12 protein-coding genes and 1 pseudogene are annotated in these 18,301 nt (G+C 75.5%); all 13 read right to left on the reverse strand.

From position 1 onward, the window contains the following. Positions 1-20: 20 nt before the first annotated feature. The gene (locus tag K5O09_RS12245) at positions 21-1,190 is read right to left on the reverse strand and encodes a DUF58 domain-containing protein (RefSeq protein WP_255595370.1); all 1,170 of its coding nucleotides are present in this window, start codon (positions 1,188-1,190) and stop codon (positions 21-23) included. A 34-nt stretch (positions 1,191-1,224) separates the two neighbouring features. Next, positions 1,225-2,178 carry a MoxR family ATPase gene (locus K5O09_RS12250; RefSeq protein WP_222169805.1) on the reverse strand — a complete coding sequence of 318 codons (954 nt, stop codon included), beginning with the start codon at positions 2,176-2,178 and terminating at the stop codon, positions 1,225-1,227. 58 nt (positions 2,179-2,236) lie between these two features. Then, positions 2,237-3,256, reverse strand: coding sequence for a fibronectin type III domain-containing protein (locus tag K5O09_RS19565; protein ID WP_370635578.1), 1,020 nt, complete (start codon positions 3,254-3,256; stop codon positions 2,237-2,239). A gap of 33 nt (positions 3,257-3,289) precedes the next feature. After that, positions 3,290-7,744 (reverse strand): annotated as a pseudogene (locus K5O09_RS12255) (Ig-like domain-containing protein); the annotation flags it as partial. 344 nt (positions 7,745-8,088) lie between these two features. Further along, positions 8,089-9,663 carry a serine/threonine-protein kinase gene (locus K5O09_RS12260; RefSeq protein WP_222169807.1) on the reverse strand — a complete coding sequence of 525 codons (1,575 nt, stop codon included), beginning with the start codon at positions 9,661-9,663 and terminating at the stop codon, positions 8,089-8,091. Beyond that, positions 9,660-11,147, reverse strand: coding sequence for an FHA domain-containing protein (locus K5O09_RS12265; RefSeq protein ID WP_222169808.1), 1,488 nt, complete (start codon positions 11,145-11,147; stop codon positions 9,660-9,662). The genes K5O09_RS12260 and K5O09_RS12265 overlap by 4 nt, the downstream gene beginning before the upstream one ends. Beyond that, complete coding sequence (locus K5O09_RS12270) at positions 11,144-11,932, reverse strand: PP2C family serine/threonine-protein phosphatase (protein WP_255595372.1); 789 nt, start codon at positions 11,930-11,932, stop codon at positions 11,144-11,146. The genes K5O09_RS12265 and K5O09_RS12270 overlap by 4 nt, the downstream gene beginning before the upstream one ends. A gap of 102 nt (positions 11,933-12,034) precedes the next feature. Beyond that, positions 12,035-13,531, reverse strand: coding sequence for an alpha/beta hydrolase family protein (locus tag K5O09_RS12275; RefSeq protein WP_370635443.1), 1,497 nt, complete (start codon positions 13,529-13,531; stop codon positions 12,035-12,037). Between the two features lie 101 nt (positions 13,532-13,632). Then, on the reverse strand, positions 13,633-14,535 hold the full coding sequence (gene era, locus K5O09_RS12280) for a GTPase Era (protein ID WP_222169810.1): 903 nt from the start codon (positions 14,533-14,535) through the stop codon (positions 13,633-13,635). 11 nt (positions 14,536-14,546) lie between these two features. Then, positions 14,547-15,845, reverse strand: a complete 1,299-nt coding sequence (locus K5O09_RS12285) for a hemolysin family protein (protein ID WP_222169811.1) — start codon at positions 15,843-15,845, stop codon at positions 14,547-14,549. Then, positions 15,842-16,294 (reverse strand): rRNA maturation RNase YbeY, encoded by a 453-nt coding sequence (ybeY, locus tag K5O09_RS12290; RefSeq protein ID WP_222169812.1) that lies wholly within the window; start codon positions 16,292-16,294, stop codon positions 15,842-15,844. The genes K5O09_RS12285 and ybeY overlap by 4 nt, the downstream gene beginning before the upstream one ends. After that, the gene (locus K5O09_RS12295) at positions 16,291-17,301 is read right to left on the reverse strand and encodes a PhoH family protein (protein WP_222169813.1); all 1,011 of its coding nucleotides are present in this window, start codon (positions 17,299-17,301) and stop codon (positions 16,291-16,293) included. The genes ybeY and K5O09_RS12295 overlap by 4 nt, the downstream gene beginning before the upstream one ends. A gap of 55 nt (positions 17,302-17,356) precedes the next feature. Further along, positions 17,357-18,268: a hypothetical protein gene (locus K5O09_RS12300; protein ID WP_222169814.1), complete on the reverse strand. Its 912-nt coding sequence runs from the start codon at positions 18,266-18,268 to the stop codon at positions 17,357-17,359. Positions 18,269-18,301 lie beyond the last annotated feature (33 nt).

Below are 18,301 nucleotides of genomic sequence, written 5' to 3' on the forward strand. Positions count from 1 at the left end.
CGAGGGGGCGGTCGCGGTGCTCATCCGGCCGCCGCCAGCCGCAGGGCGCGCGGCAGGTCGTCGAGCGCGCCCAGCCGGACCAGGCTGAGCCCGCGCTGCGTGCGGACGTGGACGGCGGACCCCGGGTCGCACGACACCACGAGCGTCCGGGTGCCCTCGGGCACGTGCCGCGCAGCGGCGCGCAGGTCCGCGTCGGCGACCACGGCACCGGTGACGAGGAAGGCGAGCGTCACGTCGGGGGCCTCGCGCGCGATCCGGCGCCCGAGCAGCGCCGTCGCGGTGCCGTCGGGACCGCAGACGATCGCCGAGCAGTCGTCGAGCAGCGGGCGCCGGGCCGTGGTCCGGACGCGCCCCGCGCCGGCCAGAACGGCCAGCGGGTGCTCCTCGGCGATGACGTGCACCCCGAGGGACGCCACCACCGAGACGGCGAGCTCCAGCTCCGCGTCGTCGTCGGCGTGGCCGTAGTCGCGCGGGTCCGTGGCGAGCGCGACGGCGGTCTGCGTGCGCCGGGTGTCCTCGTACTGCTTGACGGTGAGGACGCCGCGCCGCGCGGTGGTGCGCCAGTGGATCGAGCGCCGGTCGTCCCCCACCACGTAGTCGCGCAGGGCGTGGAAGGCCAGGTCCATGTCCGACAGGTCGCGGGTCGAGCCGCCCTCCAGGTCCCGCAGCAGGCCTGCGTCCGCGCCGGTCAGCATGACGACGCGGGGGTGGACGTAGAGCTCCTCCGAGCCGGTCGTCACCGCGTGCCGCACCGCCAGCCCGAGCGCGTCGCCCCGCACGGCCCGCACGGGACCGACCGTCACGACGGCCCGGCGCTCCGTCGGCACCGCGAACAGCTCCTCGTGCTCGGCGCCGGGTGCGAGGGACGGCACCTGCAGCTCGGCGCGGCCCTGCCCGACCTGCAGCTCGAGCCGCACCGCCCGGGTCCGGCGACCGGCGGGCGCCGTCACCACCACGCCGCCGAACGCCCGCTCCCCCACCCGGACCCGCCGGTCGGCGAGGTCGAGCCGGACCGCGTGCGGCAGCCGCCCCCACGTCATCGCGACGGCCACCACCAGGGCGGCGACGCCGGCGGCACCCGCCGCGGCGAGCTCCACCCAGCCGAGCAGCACGCCGGCGGCCGCGGAGGCCGCACCGAGCAGCCCCGCGCCCCAGCCGACGCCCGACAGCCGGGTGTGCGAGCGCCTCACGGCGCCGCCCCGGCCCAGGTGCGGACGGACCAGCTCACGCCCGCGCCACCGGCGGTGCCGTCGCGGCCAGCACGCGCTCGACCACTTGCGTGGCCGTCGCGCCGAGGAAGTCCGCCTCCGGGTCGAGCACCAGGCGGTGCGCCAGCACCGGCACGGCCAGGTCCTTCACGTCGTCCGGGATCACGTACGACCGGCCCGCCGCCGCGGCCTGCACGCGGGCGCACCGGACCAGGGCGAGCCCACCCCGCACGCTGCCGCCGAGCGCCGTCTGCGGGTCCTCGCGGGTCCCCTCCAGCAGCCGGGCGACGTAGTCCAGCACCGCACCGTCGACGTGCACGGTCTGGGCGAGCTCCGACATCTCGACCACGCCGGCCGTGGTCACGACCGCGTCGAGCGCCCGCGTGCGGTCCCGCGCCCCCGACAGGATCTCGACCGTGGACGTCCGGTCCGGGTAGCCGAGGGAGGTGCGCACCAGGAACCGGTCGAGCTGCGCCTCCGGCAGCCGGTACGTGCCCGCCTGCTCGATCGGGTTCTGCGTCGCCACCACCACGAACGGGCGCCCCACGGGGTGCGTGTCCCGGTCGACGGTGACGTGGCCCTCCTCCATCACCTCGAGCAGCGCGGACTGCGTCTTCGGCGACGCCCGGTTGATCTCGTCCGCGAGCAGCACCGACGTGAACACCGGGCCCGGGTGGAACTGGAAGGTGCGCGCGCCCTGGTCCCAGATCGTCACGCCCGTGACGTCGCTCGGCAGCAGGTCGGGCGTGAACTGGATGCGCTGGTGGGTGCCCTGCACCGACGCGGCGATGGCCTTGGCCAGCGACGTCTTCCCGGTGCCGGGCGCGTCCTCCAGGAGCACGTGGCCCTCGGCGACCATCGCCGTCAGCACCAGCCGCACGGCCCGGTCGGCACCCAGCACCGCGCGGGAGACGTTGGCGACCAGGGAGGCGAACGTCTCGGCGAACCAGGCGGACTGCTCGGGGGTCATCGGGTGGTCGTCTCCTGTCGGGGGAAGGGGGTCGTCTGTCTCATCGGCAGGGCGGGCGTCACCCGGAGGCGCCGGGGTCGGTCCCGTCGCCGGGGTCCGGTGGCTGCCCGGGCTCGGTCCAGGTCACCGTGAGACTCGCGGGAGGCGCGGTCCAGCCGCCCCACCCCGTGCCGGAGCGCGCGCGCACGGAGAGCGTGATCGTCGAGCCGTTCGTCGCGAGCTGGGGCAGGTCGATCGTCTCCGTGGTCGCGGTCGATCGGCCCGCACGCAGAGGCGCCCCGTTCACCGCCACCTGGTACTCGTACTCCTCGACGGCGGTGCCGCCGGTCTCGCCGGGGGCCACCCACGACAGCACGAGCTGCGCGGGCCTCCCGGTGACCGGGTCGGGAGAGGCGGTCTGGATCTCCGGGCTCGTCGGGGCTCCCGGAAGCGTGCGGACGACTCCGGCGTCCACGGTCGTCCCCTCTCCGAACGCGCCGCAGCCGCGGGCGTTGCAGGCGCGGACGGAGATCGTGGGCCGAGCGCCGGCGGGCAGGTCGGAGACCCGCGCGGTCCGCCCGACGACCGAGGGCGAGCCGGCCGTCGTCTGCACCTCGTACCGCGTGACCAGCGAGCCGTTGCCGTCCGCCTCGGGCCAGTCGACGTCGACGAACCCCTGGCCGGGCGGAGCATCGCTCGAGGTCCGCACGACCGTCGGGGCCCGGGGGGCCGACGGCACGCCGAACGCGATCGCGCTCGCACTCCCCGGGTCGCCCCACCCCGCCTTGTTCCGGGCGCTGACCTCGAACGTGTACTCCGCCCCGTTCGACGCGTTCCGCAGCTGGTAGAGCGTCTGGGACGCGGCCACCTCGAAGGTCCCCGCCCCGGGACCGCCCGCGACGACCACGCGGTACCCGCGGACGACGTCGCCGTTGTCAGCCGGCGGCGCCCAGGTGACGTCGATCTGGCGCCCCTCGTCCGAGGCGACGGGCTGCGCGGTGACGGGCGGCTCCCCCGGGACACCGGCCGGCACCTCCGTCCCCGACACCCCGCTCCACGCGCTCGGCTCCGGCGCTCGGTTGTGCGCCCGGACCTGCACCGTGTAGGCCGTCCCGTTCGCCAGCCCCACGAACGTGTACGACGTCCCCGACGTGGTGACGGTCGCGGAGCCTCCGGGCGGCGCGGGAGACAGCATGAGCGTGTACGACGTCACCGGCGACCCGTTGCTGGCCGGGGCGTCCCAGACCGCGGTGAGCTCGCCGTCGCCGAAGCCGGTCCAGCGCGGCGGCGCCGGGGTGTCCGGGACGGCGTCGGGCCGTGCGACGGCGGACGCCGGGCTGGGGTCGGACATGCCGACGGCGTTCTCGGCGGCGACGGTGAACGTGTACTCCACGTTGTTGGTCAGGCCGGTGATGGTGCAGGTGGTGCTCGCGCAGGGCGTGCGGGTGCCGTCGGGGCTGGCGACGACCTGGTAGCCGGTGATGGGCTCGCCGCGGAAGTCCGGGGCGGTCCAGGACAGGACGACGGTGCCGTCGCGCACCTCGCCGATCCGCGGGGCTGCGGGGGTGGCGGGCTTGCCGCGCACGCGCAGCGAGATGCCGGCGGACACCTCGCGGGCGGGGTCCCCCGTGGCGTCGCGGACGCGGACGCGGACCACCATCTCCCCGACCAGGTCGGCGGCCGGGCGCAGCACCACGTTCTGCCCGGACACGGCGGCGGTGCCGGTGCCGGGCGTCTCGACGGTCGCCGAGACCACGCGCAGCGGCTGGTCCGGGAACGGGTTGTAGGCACCGGCGAGCACGTCCACGACGCGCTCGCGACCCTGCACGCCGTCCCCGAGCGCCACGCTGTTCACGACGGCGACGCGCCGGGTGCTCGCGATCGTGCGGAGCTCCACCTGCACGTCCATCGACGACGACCGCCCGTACCCGAGCTGGAGCTGCAGCGTGGCGCGCGTGCCCTTGGGCGTGCCGACGTCCGAGGCGACCGTGAGCCGGCTGCCGGACAGGCCGACGGTGAAGCCCGCGGGCTGCCCCGACGTGAGGCGGTACGTGTACGTGTCCGCGCCCGACGCACCCTCGACGCCGCGCGTGAACGCGAGCAGGTCGACGGTGGCCGCGGGCTCCCCCGGCCCGACGTCCACGACCGCGGGGTCGAACACCGGCGGGTAGTCGTCGAGCGTGTACACGGTGATCGGCAGCGTGATCACGGCCGTGCGCGCACTCGTGTCGCCGGGGCCGGTGGCGTCGGTCACGGGCACCGTGATCGACGCCGGACCGACATAGCCCGCGGCGGGCGTGTACCGGACGGTGGTGTCGTCGACGACGAGCGACGAGCCGTCCGAGCGCGTCGCGGTGACCTGCGTCGCGTCCGACACCTGCGCCTCGCGCCCGGGGGCGACCTGGATCTGCTCGCTGAGCGGGATGGTGAGCGTCTCGCCGCTCGCCACCCGCAGCTCGGGCGCCCGGGGCCGGGCGGTCGGCGGGAAGAAGCCGAGGGCGGGCACCGAGATGAACGCGTAGGACCGCACGCCCTCCGCGGAGCGGTTCGTCAGCAGGTACGGGATCGTCTGGGCGGTGGCCGCGAGCGTCACCGTGACCAGACCGTCCTCGCCGACCGAGGCGACGTCGGCGGCGGAGCGCGGCACCGACACCACGAGGTCGTCCAGGGGCCCGCTCGGGTTCTGGGCGACGGCGAGCACGTCCACGTCGACGGAGGTGAGCCCGACCGTGTCGACCGGCGGGACGACCACGTCCTGGGCGATCGGCGGCAGCACCGGCGCCTCGGGGTCGACGGTCACGGTCAGGACCGCGCCGGACCGGGCCCCGCGGGTGTTCTGCGCGGTGTAGCCGATCGGCATCACACCCGCGGCGTCGCCCTGCACCACGAGGCGGCTGCCGACCACCGACGCCGTGATGCCGTCCGGCACCTCCAGGTCGTCCAGCAGGGAGAGCGTGCCGCCGGACACGTCCGTGTCGTTCTCCAGCACGCGGACCTCGACCCGCTGGCCGGGGCGGATGGTGACGGTGTCGTCGCGCGCCACCACCCGGTTGCTGTCGCCGGGCCGGGCGGCGATGCCGACCCGCACCGTGGCGACCGCACGCTGCCCCGTCCAGTCCTCGACCGCGTAGGTGAACGTGTCCGTGCCGGCCTCGTCGGGCAGCGCCTCGTACTCCAGGTAGTCGGCGCCGACGGCCGTGACCCGCCCCTTCGTGCCGGCCGACGCGACGCCGAGCAGGGTGAGCCCGTCGCCGTCCGGGTCGATCCCGACGAGGGGGACCGGGATCCGCACCGTGTCGCCGGCGAAGACGCGCGCGACGAGCGCCTGGGGGCGCGGCGGCGCCTTGGTCGCGGCGTCGGACTCGTGGACGCGCACCGTGAGGGTCGCGGCGGTCTCGTTCCCGTCGGAGTCCCGGACGACGAACGTCGCGTGGACCGTCATGGGGTCCGCCGGCGCCTGGTACCGGAGCACGTCGCCGGCGACGAACAGCAGGCCCTCCCCCTCGCCCAGCGGCTCGGCGAACTCGGGCGACAGGCTGATCTCGTCGCCGTCGGGGTCGTACGCGTCCTCCAGCACGGGTACGGTCACGACCCCGCCGGTGCGCACGTCGGCGGTGGCGTTCGGCACGACGGGCGGCTGCGAGGACGCCAACGCCGGCACGGGCGACACGATGATCTGCCCGGTCGCGGTCTGCGTGCCGTTCGAGACGACGTACTGCAACGTGACCGGTGCCGCGAGCACACCGACGGCGGAGACCTGCACGAGCTCCCGCTTGCGCACGGCGACGCGCAACCCGTCGGGCGCGTCGACGGAGAGCAGCAGCAGGACGCCGCCGGCCGGGTCGGTGTCGTTCGCCAGGGGGGCGACCGTCGTCTGCCCGCCCTGCGGCAGGTAGGCGCGGTCCAGCACCGCGACAGGCGGCTCGGGCTCGTCGGGGCGTTCGCGCACGTCGATGCGGGCCAGCCCGACGGCCTGCTGCGGCGGTGCGGTGACCGTGAACGAGACGTAGAACGTGCCGGCGGTCGGCGCGCTGAACGAGAAGGTCCCGGCGTCGAGGTCGGGCGTGACGGTGACGCCGGTGGCCTGCTCGACACCTGCGAGCCGCACGGGCTCGCTGCCCCGGGTCCGCACGGCGTCGAGCGGCGCCAGCTCGACCTCCTGGTCGACGTACGTCACCGCGTGCAGCGGGTCCACCCGCAGGTCGGTCGAGCCGGGTGCGCGCACGTCGACGTCCAGCGTGCCCTCGGTGGTCGAGACCCCGTCCGAGACCAGCACCCGGACGACGGTGCGGCCGAGCTCGCCGCCGTCGGCCACGTAGGTGAGGGTGCCGTCCTGTCGGAACCGTGCGGTGCCGCTCTCGGCCACGGCGCCCACCAGCGTCAGGGGGTCGCCGTCGGGGTCGCTGAAGTCGGACAGCACGGGGTAGGTCGCGGACGCGTCCTGCTCGACGCGGATCTCGCCGGTGCGCACCTGCACAGGGGGCTCGTCGATCGACGCGTCACGGACGGTGACCGTGACCTGCGCCGTCGAGGGCGCGGTCGCGCCGCGGCCGTCGCTGACGGTGTACGAGAACGTCGCGCTGCCGGACGCGCCGGCCGGGACCTCGATCTGCAGCGCGCGCCCGCCGTACACCTGGCGCAGCGTTCCCATCTCCGCGGGCAGCGGGTCGACGTCGGTGATGACGAGGATGCCGCAGTCGGAGGACGTGTCGTTGTCGATGACCGGCAGGATCGCGGTGCGCCCGGGCCGGACGCCGAACTCGTCGTCGACGGCCGTCGGCGGTGCGCTCGTCGCGGAGCACTCCGGCACGAGCTCCTGCGTGGTCCGGTCGCCGTCGCTCTGGTCGGTCTGCTCGTCGGGCTCGTCCTCCGGGACGACGTCCTTCCACTCGGGCTCGCGGACCTCGGTGTCCTCCAGGGGCAGCCACAGCCGGCCCTCGACGACCTCGTTGAGCGCGACCACCTGCCGGTTCACCCGGAAGACGAGCTGGTCGGCCGTCGTCACGCCGGTGAGGTCGCGCACGTCGGCACCCTGCCCGTCGCAGAGCAGCAGGTAGTTCGCGGTCGTCGTGGGCCACGCGGCGTGCGCGCACGACCCCACCCGCACCGGTGCGGCGGGCCTGCCGGCCCCGCCGGCGTCGTGCTCGGCCGACACCGACCCGGAGGACAGGTCGACCTCGACCAGCCCCGCGCTGCCGGCGACCAGCGCGGCTCCCGCGGCAGGGCCGGGCTGCTGGAGCACGGGCTGCGCGAGACCGAGGTCGCTCGACCCGCCGGGCGTGCGCACCGTCGCGCCGTCGAGCCCCACGGGGACGTCCCCGACGGCCGTCAGCGCGTCCACGGGCCCGTCGAGCGCGGGCCCGGGCTCGACGCGGGCCGCCCCGCCGGCGACCGGCTCCAGGCGGGTCACCTCGCCGGTCTCCGCCTCGACGGCCAGCGCCGCGCCGGTCGTCGTGGCCACGGCGAGCCCTCCCGCGCCGACGTCGGCGTCCGGCTCGTCGCTCGTCCGGAGCAGCGGCAGGTCCGCGAACGTGCGCACCCACACCTGGCCGTCGGCGTCGGTGACGGCCACGGTCCCGCCGGCCATGGACACCTGCGCCCCCGCCGGCACCGCGACCTGCGCGGCCGCCGAGACGCCCGCGGGGTCGACGACGGACACGGTGCCGGGCTCGACCACCAGCACCTCGCCGGCGTCCTGCAGCACGTCGAACTCCGTGCTCGTCGCCACGAGGCCCGCGTTGAGCTCCTCGACCTGGGCGTTGTACCGCCCGACCTGCAGCGTGCTCGTCGACGTCAGCCACACGGCGCCGTCGTTGAGGTCCACCTGCGCGAGGGGGAAGCCAGGGTTGACCAGCGCGAGCGTCGCCACCACGGCGGGCACGGCGACCACGGCGGCCGTCGACGCGGCGCGGCGGCGGGTCCAGCGCAGGCTCACGGCACGCACCCCTCGGCGGGCACGGTGGACACCCGGCGGTCGGCCCGGACGATCGAGACCTCGACGCAGACCTCGGCCGCCGTCCCGTCGGAGGGCACGGTCACCGTGGTGTCGTCCACGACCGCGAGCTGCGGCTCACCGGTGGCGGTGCGCCGTCCCCACAGGTACGTGTCGCCGTCCTGCTCGTCGGGGTTCGTCCAGGTGAAGACGACCGAGCCGTCGTCCTCGCGGGTGCCGAACAGGTTGGTGGGGCTCGGCACCGTCGAGGAGACCGATCCGGCCGGCCCGGGGAAGTCGTCGTCCGGGCCGGGGTCGGGCGTGCCGTCCGGGCGGCCCGCGAGCAGCACCACGGCGACGACGGCCGCGGCGATGACGACGACGGACCCGGCGACCGCGAGCAGGCGGCCGGTGCGCGACCGCGCCGGGACGCCGGGGCGCACCTCGCGGACCTCCACCAGGTCGTCCCCCTCGGGCGCGCCCGGGCCGGAGGGCGCGGCGTGCGGCGCCGGCGGGGCGACCCGCGGTGCGGCGGCGTCCGGCGGCACGGTGAGGACCGGCCGCAGGCGCGTCGCGTCCGGGCCGGAACCGACGTCCACCGGCGGGCCGGCCGGCGCCGCGGACCGGGGCCCCGGCGCGACCTCGAGCACGGGGCGGGCGCGCGTCGCGTCGGGCTCGGCGGCGGTGGGGGTCCCCGGCTCGGCGCGCACGTCCGCCACGTCCAGCGGCGTCAGGGGCAGGCCGAGGTCGGCCTCGACGGCGCGCAGGTCGTGCGCGAGGTCCAGCGCGTGCGCGTGCCGCTGCTGCGGGTCCCGGGCCATCGCCCGGGCGAGCACGGTGCGCAACCGGTCCGGGACGTCGTCCCGCGCGGGGGGCACCGGGGTGCCGCGCTCGATGCGTCCCACCAGGTCCGCGGCCTCGTTGCTGCCGCCGGGGCGCTCGAACGGCGACCGGCCGGCGAGCGCCGAGAACAGCGTCGCCGCCAGCGAGTACACGTCGGACCGGGCATCGCCGTGCGGCCGGGCGGCCAGCAGCTCGGGCGCCGCCCACGGGATCGACATGCCGACGGCCGGGCCGCCCGCATCCACCGTCGCGGCGATCCCGAAGTCCGCCAGCACCGGCCGGCCGAACTCGGTCGTCAGCACGTTGCCCGGCTTGATGTCGCGGTGCAGGATCCCCGCGCGGTGGGCGGTCTCGACGGCGGACGCGAGCTGCACCCCGAGACGCAGCACCTCGGCGACCTCGAACCGCTCGGCGCGGTACCGCTGCCCGAGGCCCGGCAGCGGGCAGTACTCCATGACGAGGTACGGCCGGCCGTCGGAGGCGAGGCCCGCCTGGTGCACCGTCACGATCGAGGGGTGGTGCGAGAGCCGAGCCGTCAGGTCCGCCTCGCGCTCGAACGCGTCACGCGCGGCGTCGTCGACGCCCGCGAGCAGCACCTTGACCGCCACCAGCCGACGGGGCAGCTCCTGCTGGTACAGGAACACGTCCGCCGATCCCCCCGCGCCGAGCAGCCGCTGCACCGTGTAGCCCGGGAGGCGCGGCGGCTGCGAGGCCTCACGTCCGCGTGTCACGCACCCGGCTCCAGGGTGAACGTCACGCCGTCGCCGAGGTCGACGACGTCCCCGTCGCGCACCACGACCGGCTCACCGGCGGCGATGCGGCGCGGCGGGAGCCCGCCGGAGGACACGCTGACACCGTTGGTCGAGTACAGGTCGGTCACCAGCACGCTGCCCAGCTCGAGGCGGACCTCGGCGTGCGTGCGGGAGATGTCGTGCTCCGGGCTCGGGACGGTCACGAGGCGCGCCTCGGCGCCCTCCGGCGCGCGGTCGGCCTGAGGCGCCCGGCCGATGAGCACGACCCCGTCCACCGGGACCCGCACGCCGGTCGACAGCGCCAGCCGCGGGACGGGGGCCGAGGTCGCCACGGCACCGGGGCCCGCGGCCGCCGCGGACTGGCCGCCCGGGACGCCCGGCCCGGGGGCCGGCGTCGGCACCACCGCGCCCGACGGCCACTCCCCGGTCTGGGACAGCGCCCACGACGGGAGGTTCTGGCGGATGGAGGCGAGCTCCCCGCTGAGGATCGTCAGGCCGTCGTGGTCGTCGGCGGAGGCCGGTCCGGGAAGCGTGGGGGCGGGCGCCGTGGTCGGTGCGGGCGCCGGTGCCAGCGGTGCGTCGTCCGCCGCCACCGTGACCGGCGGCCACACGATCGGCTCCGCGTCGGACCCGTCCGTGCCGTCGGCGTCCTCGGCGTCGCCCGGGGCCGTCCCCCGCCCGACGGCGCGCACCGGCTCGGCGCGGGGCTGCGGCGCGACGGGCTGCGGCGCGACGGGCTCCGGCGCGACGGGCTCCGGCTCGGCGGCGCCCCCCGGGGCGACGGCGCGGTCGACGGCGGGCTCCGGGTCCGCGGACGGCACCGGCCGGACCGCACCACCGTCGTCGACGAGCTCGTCCTGCGAGGGCTCGGCGGCCGCGGTCGCGTCGCTCTCGACGACCTCGCCCGGCTCGACCTCGTGGCGGCGCGCATGTCCGGCCGGCGCCTCCGCCGCGGGAGCCGTCGCGACCGGGACGGGCGCCGCCGCGTGGACGACGGGTGCCGTCTCGGCCGGCGCGGCCGCTGCGTCGTCGGACACGCGCACCCGCACCCGCGAGGCACGCACGACGCCGCTCACGATCGGCAGCGCCGGGCCGCGGCCGGCGCCCGCCACGCGCACCGTCACCTCGTCGGCGGACCCGACCGCACGCTCCGACCACGACACGACGTCGGGCGCGGCGAGCACCTCGGCGCGCGTGCCGCGGACCACCTCGACCTCGACGTCGCCCCGCAGCGCCGTCTGGACCGCGCCGGAGGTGAGGTCGACGGCCGCGAAGGGGTGCAGCCCGCCGATGCCGTGCCGCACGAGCGCGTCGAGCTGGGCGCCGAGCCCGCCGCCGCGCTCCGGCGCGGACGCCCAGACGTCACGCACGACCTCGGGCGGGGTGCTCGGCGCGAGCAGCAGCACGACGCCTCCCGCGACGACGGCGTACCAGTCGCCGGGGGTGTACTCGGGAACGGTCACCGAGAGTCCTCCTGGTGGCTCCGGGGTCGCGGGATCGTGGCCCCGTCGACCGTCTCGTCCCATGTCCTATCGGCATCCTCGGCACCGAAGGCAAGCCATCCGCCTGCCCCGTCCGCGAGGACCTGCGCGTCGACCACCACGGCCGTGGCGTTGTCGCGGCCGCCGGCCCCGACCGCGCGCCGCACGAGCTCGGCCGCCGCGGCGCCGCTGCCGGCGCTCGTGGCCAGCACGTCCGCGATCTCCTCCGGGGCCAGCTCGCCGCTCACGCCGTCGGAGCACACGAGCATGCGGTCACCGGGCCGGGCGGGCAGCGTCCAGTAGTCCGGCTCCGGGTCGGCACCCGTGCCCAGGGCGCGGGTCAGGACGTGGCGTTCGGGGTGACGCTCCGCGGCGGCGCGCGTGAGCGAACCCGAGTCCACGAGCTCCTGCACGACCGAGTGGTCGACCGTGAGCTGCGCGAGCTCGCCGTCCGCCCAGCGGTACACGCGGGAGTCGCCGACGTTGAAGACCAGCCAGTGCGCGGCGCCCTCGTGCTCGCCCAGGGCGACCCCGGAGACGGTCGTGCCGCCCTCACGGCGCTCGAACGTCGCCCGGATCCGCTGGGCGGCGCGCCGGAAGCAGGCGTGCAGGTCCGCGGGGTCGACGGCGCTGAGTCCCGCCAGGCGGGCGAACTCCTCGACCGCCAGCCGGCTGGCGACGTCGCCGGCCTCGTGCCCGCCCATGCCGTCGGCGACCAGGAACACCGGAGGGTGCGCGAGCAGCGCGTCCTCGTTCAGCGTCCGCACGCGCCCTCTGTCGGAGGCCGAGCCCCACGTCGTCCGCACCTGCGCTCCCCTCGGTTCGGTCGGACACCATCCTGCCGGTACTTCACCACCATCCGGGCACCCCTAGATGCCCAGCTGGTACACCCCCCAGTACGCGAGGACCACCAGCAGCGCCGCGCAGGCCACGCACGTGCCCCAGAGCACCACGTGACCGACCACGCCGCGCGTGAGCGGCTGCCCCGACAGCCGGAGCTGACGCAGCCGCACGACCACGGCCGACGCCGCGAGCACCGCCGCGAGCCCGAGCACCCGGACGACGACCCAGCCGCCCTGCACCACCCAGCCGTTGCGTTCGTACCCCAGGGCGAGCCGCGCGACCGCCACCAGGTACCAGACCAGCGCCACGACCGTACCGACCGAGGCCGCGGACAGCAGCGCGAGCCGCCGCCCGAGCACCCGGTCGCGCCCCGGCTCGGCCGGCAGGCCCCGGACACGGCGCACGCCCACGACGACCCACCGCCCCGCCGGCAGCAGCACGACGAGTCCCACCGCCCCGAGCACGAGGAACAGCAGCACGTCGCCGTCGCCCAGCCAGCGCGGCTGCGGGACGGGCGCGGCCCAGTACAGCTGCTCCGGCTGCGCACCCGCCACGCGCGGCCAGGTGCTGCTCGTCGCGGGCAGGCCCCGCACCCAGCCGGTGAGGTCGCGCAGGAACGTCGGTGACACGTCGCCGTCCACCCGGATGCCGTGGTCCGCGCCGCGGTAGTACCGCACGGTGTACGCGGTGTTCCCGGCGATCGCGACGTCCCGGATGATCTGCTCGGCGCCCTGCACCACGGGCATGGACGCGTCCGCGGTGCCGTAGACGACCAGCACGGGCTGCGTCATGCGGCGCTGGTAGGGGGCGACGTCGAAGTCCGCGTAGTCCAGGCCGCCACCGGGCAGCGACATGCCGACGGCCCGCGGGATCGCCCGGAACACCTGCTGCGGCACCCCGGTGTTGCGCAGGTAGGAGTCGACCGCGAACGCCGCCTGCTGCCGGGGCGGCACCACCGGGGCGGAGACGAGCACGACGAAGGAGATGGCGGGCTGCTCCGCCGCCATGACCGGCGCGATCCAGGCACCCTCGCTCTCCGCGTAGACACCCACGCGGCCGGGGTCGACCCCCGGGACCGTGCGCAGCAGGTCGACCGAGCGCAGGTAGTCGTCGGCCATCGCCACGTAGTCGCGGTGCCGCAGCGTGTACGTGTCCAGGCGCTTGTCCGGGACCAGCGTCGCGACCCCGGCCTCCGCGAGCACCCGCGCCTGGTCGACGAACGCATCCGCGAACCGGCCCGTGCCCGCTCCGTGCACGAACACCACGCCGGGCACCTCGTCCCCCGCGCCCACGGGCAGCAGCAGGCGGGCCTCGACGGTCGCCCCGTCGAGCTCGACGTCCACCACGGACGACCGCACCTCGTACGGGCCGGTCCGGGGAGCGCCGGGGATCGCCGTGTCGGCGGCCTGCACCGTCAGCGGGTCGGTCATCGGGACCGGGGCCCACTGCGGCCCCATGAGAGCACCGAGCACCGCGAGGACGATCGCCCCCACGACGGCTCCGCCCGCGGTCCGGTAACGCACGTCCCGAGTATCCCCGACGCGCCCGGCGTCCCGGGACCCGTCGGCGTCGGGCGCGGGAACCGCCGCGACGCGCTCCCCGTCGCCGGCCGGGCCGCTGCCGGTCAGAAGCCCAGCCGCCCGAGCTGCTTCGGGTCGCGCTGCCAGTCCTTCGCGACCTTCACGTGCAGGTCGAGGTACACCCGCGACCCGAGCAGCGCCTCGATGCCGCGCCGCGCCCGGGTGCCGACCTCCCGCAGCCGCGACCCCCCGCGGCCGATGACGATCGCCTTCTGGCTGTCGCGCTCCACGAACAGGTGGACGCGGACGTCCAGCAGCGGCCGCTCCCCGGCGGCGACCTCGCGCGGCACGATCTCCTCGACGACGACCGCCAGCGAGTGGGGCAGCTCGTCGCGCACGCCCTCGAGCGCGGCCTCGCGCACCAGCTCGGCCACCATGACGGCCTCCGGCTCGTCGGTCAGCTCGCCCTCGGGGTACAGCGCCGGCCCCTCGGGCAGGTGGCCGATCAGCACCCGCTCGACCACGTCGACCTGGTAGCCGGACTCCGCCGACACCGGCACGACGTCCGCCCAGTCGCCGAGCGCCGACACGGCCAGCAGGTGCTCGGCGAGCCGCTGCTTGCCGACCAGGTCCGCCTTCGTGGCGATCGCGACCACCGGCGTGCGACGGCCCAGCGCTGCGAGCTGCTCGGCGATGAAGCGGTCGCCCGGGCCGACCTTCTGGTCCGACGGCAGGCAGAAGCCCACCACGTCGACCTCGGTCAGCGTGTCGCGCACGAGGTCGTTCAGCCGCTCGCCGAGCAGCGTGCGAGGCCGGTGCAGGCCCGGGGTGTCGACGAGCACGAGCTGCGCGTCGGGCCGGTGCACGATGCCGCGGATCGTGTGCCGGGTGGTCTGCGGCCGCCCGGAGGTGATCGCGACCTTCTGGCCCACGAGGGCGTTGGTCAGGGTCGACTTGCCGGCGTTGGGTCGCCCGACGAGGCAGGCGAAGCCGGAGCGGTGGGTCACGGGTGTCTCCGTCACTGGTCCATGGGGTGGGTCTCGCGCACGGCGCGCTCGCCGGCGGGCTCGACGTCGTCGTCCTGCGGCTCCGGAGCCCGGGACACCAGGACGCGGGCGACGCGCTTGCGGCGGCCCTCCGTGCCCTGGGCGACCAGGCGCAGCCCGTGGATCTCACCGGCGGACCCCGGGATGGGGACCTTGCCGAGCGCCTTCGCGAGCAGGCCGCCCGCGGTGTCGACGTCGTCGTCCTCGACCTCGAGGCCGAACAGCTCGCCCAGGTCGTCCTTGGCCATGCGCGCGGGGACGAGGTAGGCGCCGCCCCCGAGGTCCTCGACCTGCGGGGCGGACGGGTCGTGCTCGTCGGTGAGCTCGCCGACGATCTCCTCGAGCGCGTCCTCGATGGTCACCAGGCCCGCGATGCCGCCGTACTCGTCGACGACCATCGCGAGGTGCGAGGCGCCGGCCTGGAGCTCGCGCAGCAGCTCGTCGACCGGCTTGGACTCGGGCACGAACACCGCGGGCCGGACGAGGGACACCGCCGGCGCCTCCGCGGCAGCGGGATCGTCCTGCAGCCGCCGCACCAGGTCCTTGAGGTAGAGCACGCCGCGCAGGTCGTCCACCTGCTCGCCCACCACCGGCACCCGGGAGTACCCCGAGCGCAGCAGCAGCGACAGCACCTTGCGCAGCGGCGTCGCCTCACCGGTGGTCACCATGTCCGTGCGCGGCACCATGACCTCGCGGGTCAGCGTGTCGCCGAGGCCCAGAACGGAGCGCACCATGGCCCGCTCGTCGGTGTCGATGGCCGGGGAGTCGCCGACGCGCTCCACCATCTCCCGCAGCCCGTCCTCGTCCAGGTCCGCGCCCGCGGACGGCGCCACGCGCACCAGCGGGCCGGCGACGGCGCGCACCGCCACGAGCAGGCGCGACGTGAACGCCAGCACCTGCGACGGGTGGCGGTGGCCGAGCGACCGCGGGCTGATCCGCGCGAGCACGACGGTGAGGAACGCGCACGCGAGCACCGCGATGACGAGCTCGAGCGACCACTGCAGGTCGGACGCCGCGATCGCGAGCGTCAGGCAGACGGCCGCGAGCATCTCGCACAGCAGCCGCACCACACCCGCGGAACCGGCGACCGCCACGCGGTCCTCGGCGAGCCTCCGGACGCGCTCCGCCGCGGGGTGGCGGGCGGCGAGCAGGTCCGCCACGGCCGAGCGACCGATGCGCAGGACCGCGGCCTCGCCCGCGGACAGCACCGCGGCGGCCAGGACGGCCGCGACGGTCAGCGTCGCCAGGAGGCCGACGGGGACGGCGTTCATCGCCCGGCGAGGAAGGTCAGCAGCAGCTGGCGCTGCAGCCCGAACATCTCCTTCTCCTCCTCCGGCTCCGCGTGGTCGTACCCGAGCAGGTGCAGGATCCCGTGCGTCGTCAGCAGCAGCAGCTCCTCGACCGTCGAGTGCCCGGCGGCGCGCGCCTGCTCGACGGCGACCTCGGGGCACAGCACGACGTCGCCGAGCAGCCCGGGCGGCGTCGGGTCGTCCGCGCGTCCCGGGCGCAGCTCGTCCATCGGGAACGACAGCACGTCCGTGGGGCCGGGTTCGTCCATCCACTTCACGTGCAGGTCCGTCATCACGTCCGTGCCGACGAACAGGATCGACAGGTCCGTCTGCGGGTGGACGTGCATCTGGTCGAGCACGAACCGCGCGAGCGCGGCGAACTCCGCCTCGTCGACCTCGTGGCCGGACTCGTTGTTGACCTCGATGCTCATGTGCGGTTCGTGTCCCAGCGTGCGTAGGCGTCGATGATGTCGCTCACCAGGCGGTGGCGGACGACGTCGGAGGAGCTCAGCCGGCAGAACGCCACGTCGTCGACGTCCGCCAGGATCGACTCGACCACGCGCAGGCCGGAGGTCGTGCCCGACGGCAGGTCCACCTGCGTGACGTCGCCGGTCACCACGACCTTCGACCCGAAGCCGAGCCGGGTCAGGAACATCTTCATCTGCTCGGCCGAGGTGTTCTGCGCCTCGTCCAGGATGATGAAGGAGTCGTTCAGCGTCCGGCCGCGCATGTACGCCAGCGGCGCCACCTCGATCGTCCCGGCCTCCATCAGCCGCGGGATCGAGTCCGGGTCCACCATGTCGTGCAGCGCGTCGTACAGCGGCCGCAGGTACGGGTCGATCTTCTCGCTGAGCGTGCCCGGCAGGAACCCGAGCCGCTCCCCCGCCTCGACCGCCGGGCGCGTCAGGACGATGCGGTTGACCTGCCGGGCCTGCAGCGCCTGCACGGCCTTCGCCATCGCGAGGTACGTCTTGCCGGTGCCCGCCGGGCCGATGCCGAACGTGATCGTGTTGCGGTCGATCGCGTCGACGTACTCCTTCTGCCCCGACGTCTTCGGCCGGATCGTCCGGCCGCGGGTCGACAGGATGTTGAACGTCAGCACGTCCGCCGGCCGCGTCGTCGTGCCCGCCGTGAGCATCGCGACCGAGCGCGTCACCACGTCCGGGGTCAGCGGCGTGCCGCCGGCGGCCATCTCCACGAGCTCGTCGACGAGGCGCGCCACCAGCGCGACGTCCCCCGCCGGGCCCGCGAGCGTGACCTCGTTGCCGCGCACGTGGACGTCGACCGTGCGGAAGCCCTGCTCGACCGCGCGCAGGACCTGGTCGTCCATGCCCAGCAGCTCCACCATGGACACGCTGGACGGGATGGTGATCCGGTGCTCCACCCGGGCGGCGCCGGGGAGCGACCGTTCGGGGCGGTCGGGTGTGGTCTCAGCCATGTGCTCGGCTCGCGCCGGCGCTCCGTTCGGTGAGGGACGTGTTGGCAGGGGCAGTCTACCGACCGCCGGCCTGCTCGTCCGGCCGCCGCAGCACAGGGTCAGCGCTCGGTCTGGTGTCGTCGGTGAGGGTCGCGACCGCGAGGTCGATGAGAGTGCGGTGTCTCCGCAGCTCGGCCTCGAGAACCGCGCGGTTGCCCGCCAGCGCCTCGGCACTGAGCCGGTGCTCAGCGCGGTAGAAGGTGGCCGTGTACGTCGACTCCTCGCGGCAGAGAGCGTCCGCGACAGCGAACTCGATCTCGCGCTCGGTGGCCCGACGTGCGTGGTCGGGCGCCGCGATGCCGAGCTGAACCTCGATCGGCCCGGTCGGCATGGCCTCGGGGTCGTCGGGGAGCACGATCTCGGTCTGACGCTGGAGGCAATCGCGCCACCGCCGCGCAGCCTCCAGCACCGCCTCGTCGGCTTTTGCCCCGAAGTACGCCTCGGCTGCGAGCGAGTAGTGCAGAGGCGTCAGGGACAGCTCCTCGAACTGCGACGCGGCCTCATCAGCACAAGAGCGAGCCACGGATGAGCTGTCGGCCGCGGGCACCTCCGGCGAGGGCTGCGGGTCCGGAAGCTCGTCGAAGGCGGCGTACCGGTAGCCGTGCTCCCTCGCGATGGCGACCGAGAACAGCCTGCGCTGATGCACGTTCGTCACCGACGTGGGTCTGTCACGAAGCGCCTCGACGTCGACGGCGATCTCCGGGATGGTGATCCCCTTCGCCCTCAGGCAGTTCGCGTACGACTCCGACACCGCCCGCGCGACGAGGTTCATGTCGCCGAACAGGTAGTCGTCCAGCGGGAGCGCCCACTCCGCCATCCCCGGCGGGGACGCTGCTGCCGGCTCGTTGATCGACTGACCGACATTCGCAGAACACCCGGTGAGCGCGATGCAGAGGGCCCCACCTGCGACGATCCGTCGTCCGAGCACCTCAGCTCCTCGAAGCCGTCCGAGCGGGCGCCG

The organism is Cellulomonas sp. C5510 (assembly GCF_019797765.1).
In the GTDB taxonomy this organism is placed as follows: domain Bacteria; phylum Actinomycetota; class Actinomycetes; order Actinomycetales; family Cellulomonadaceae; genus Cellulomonas.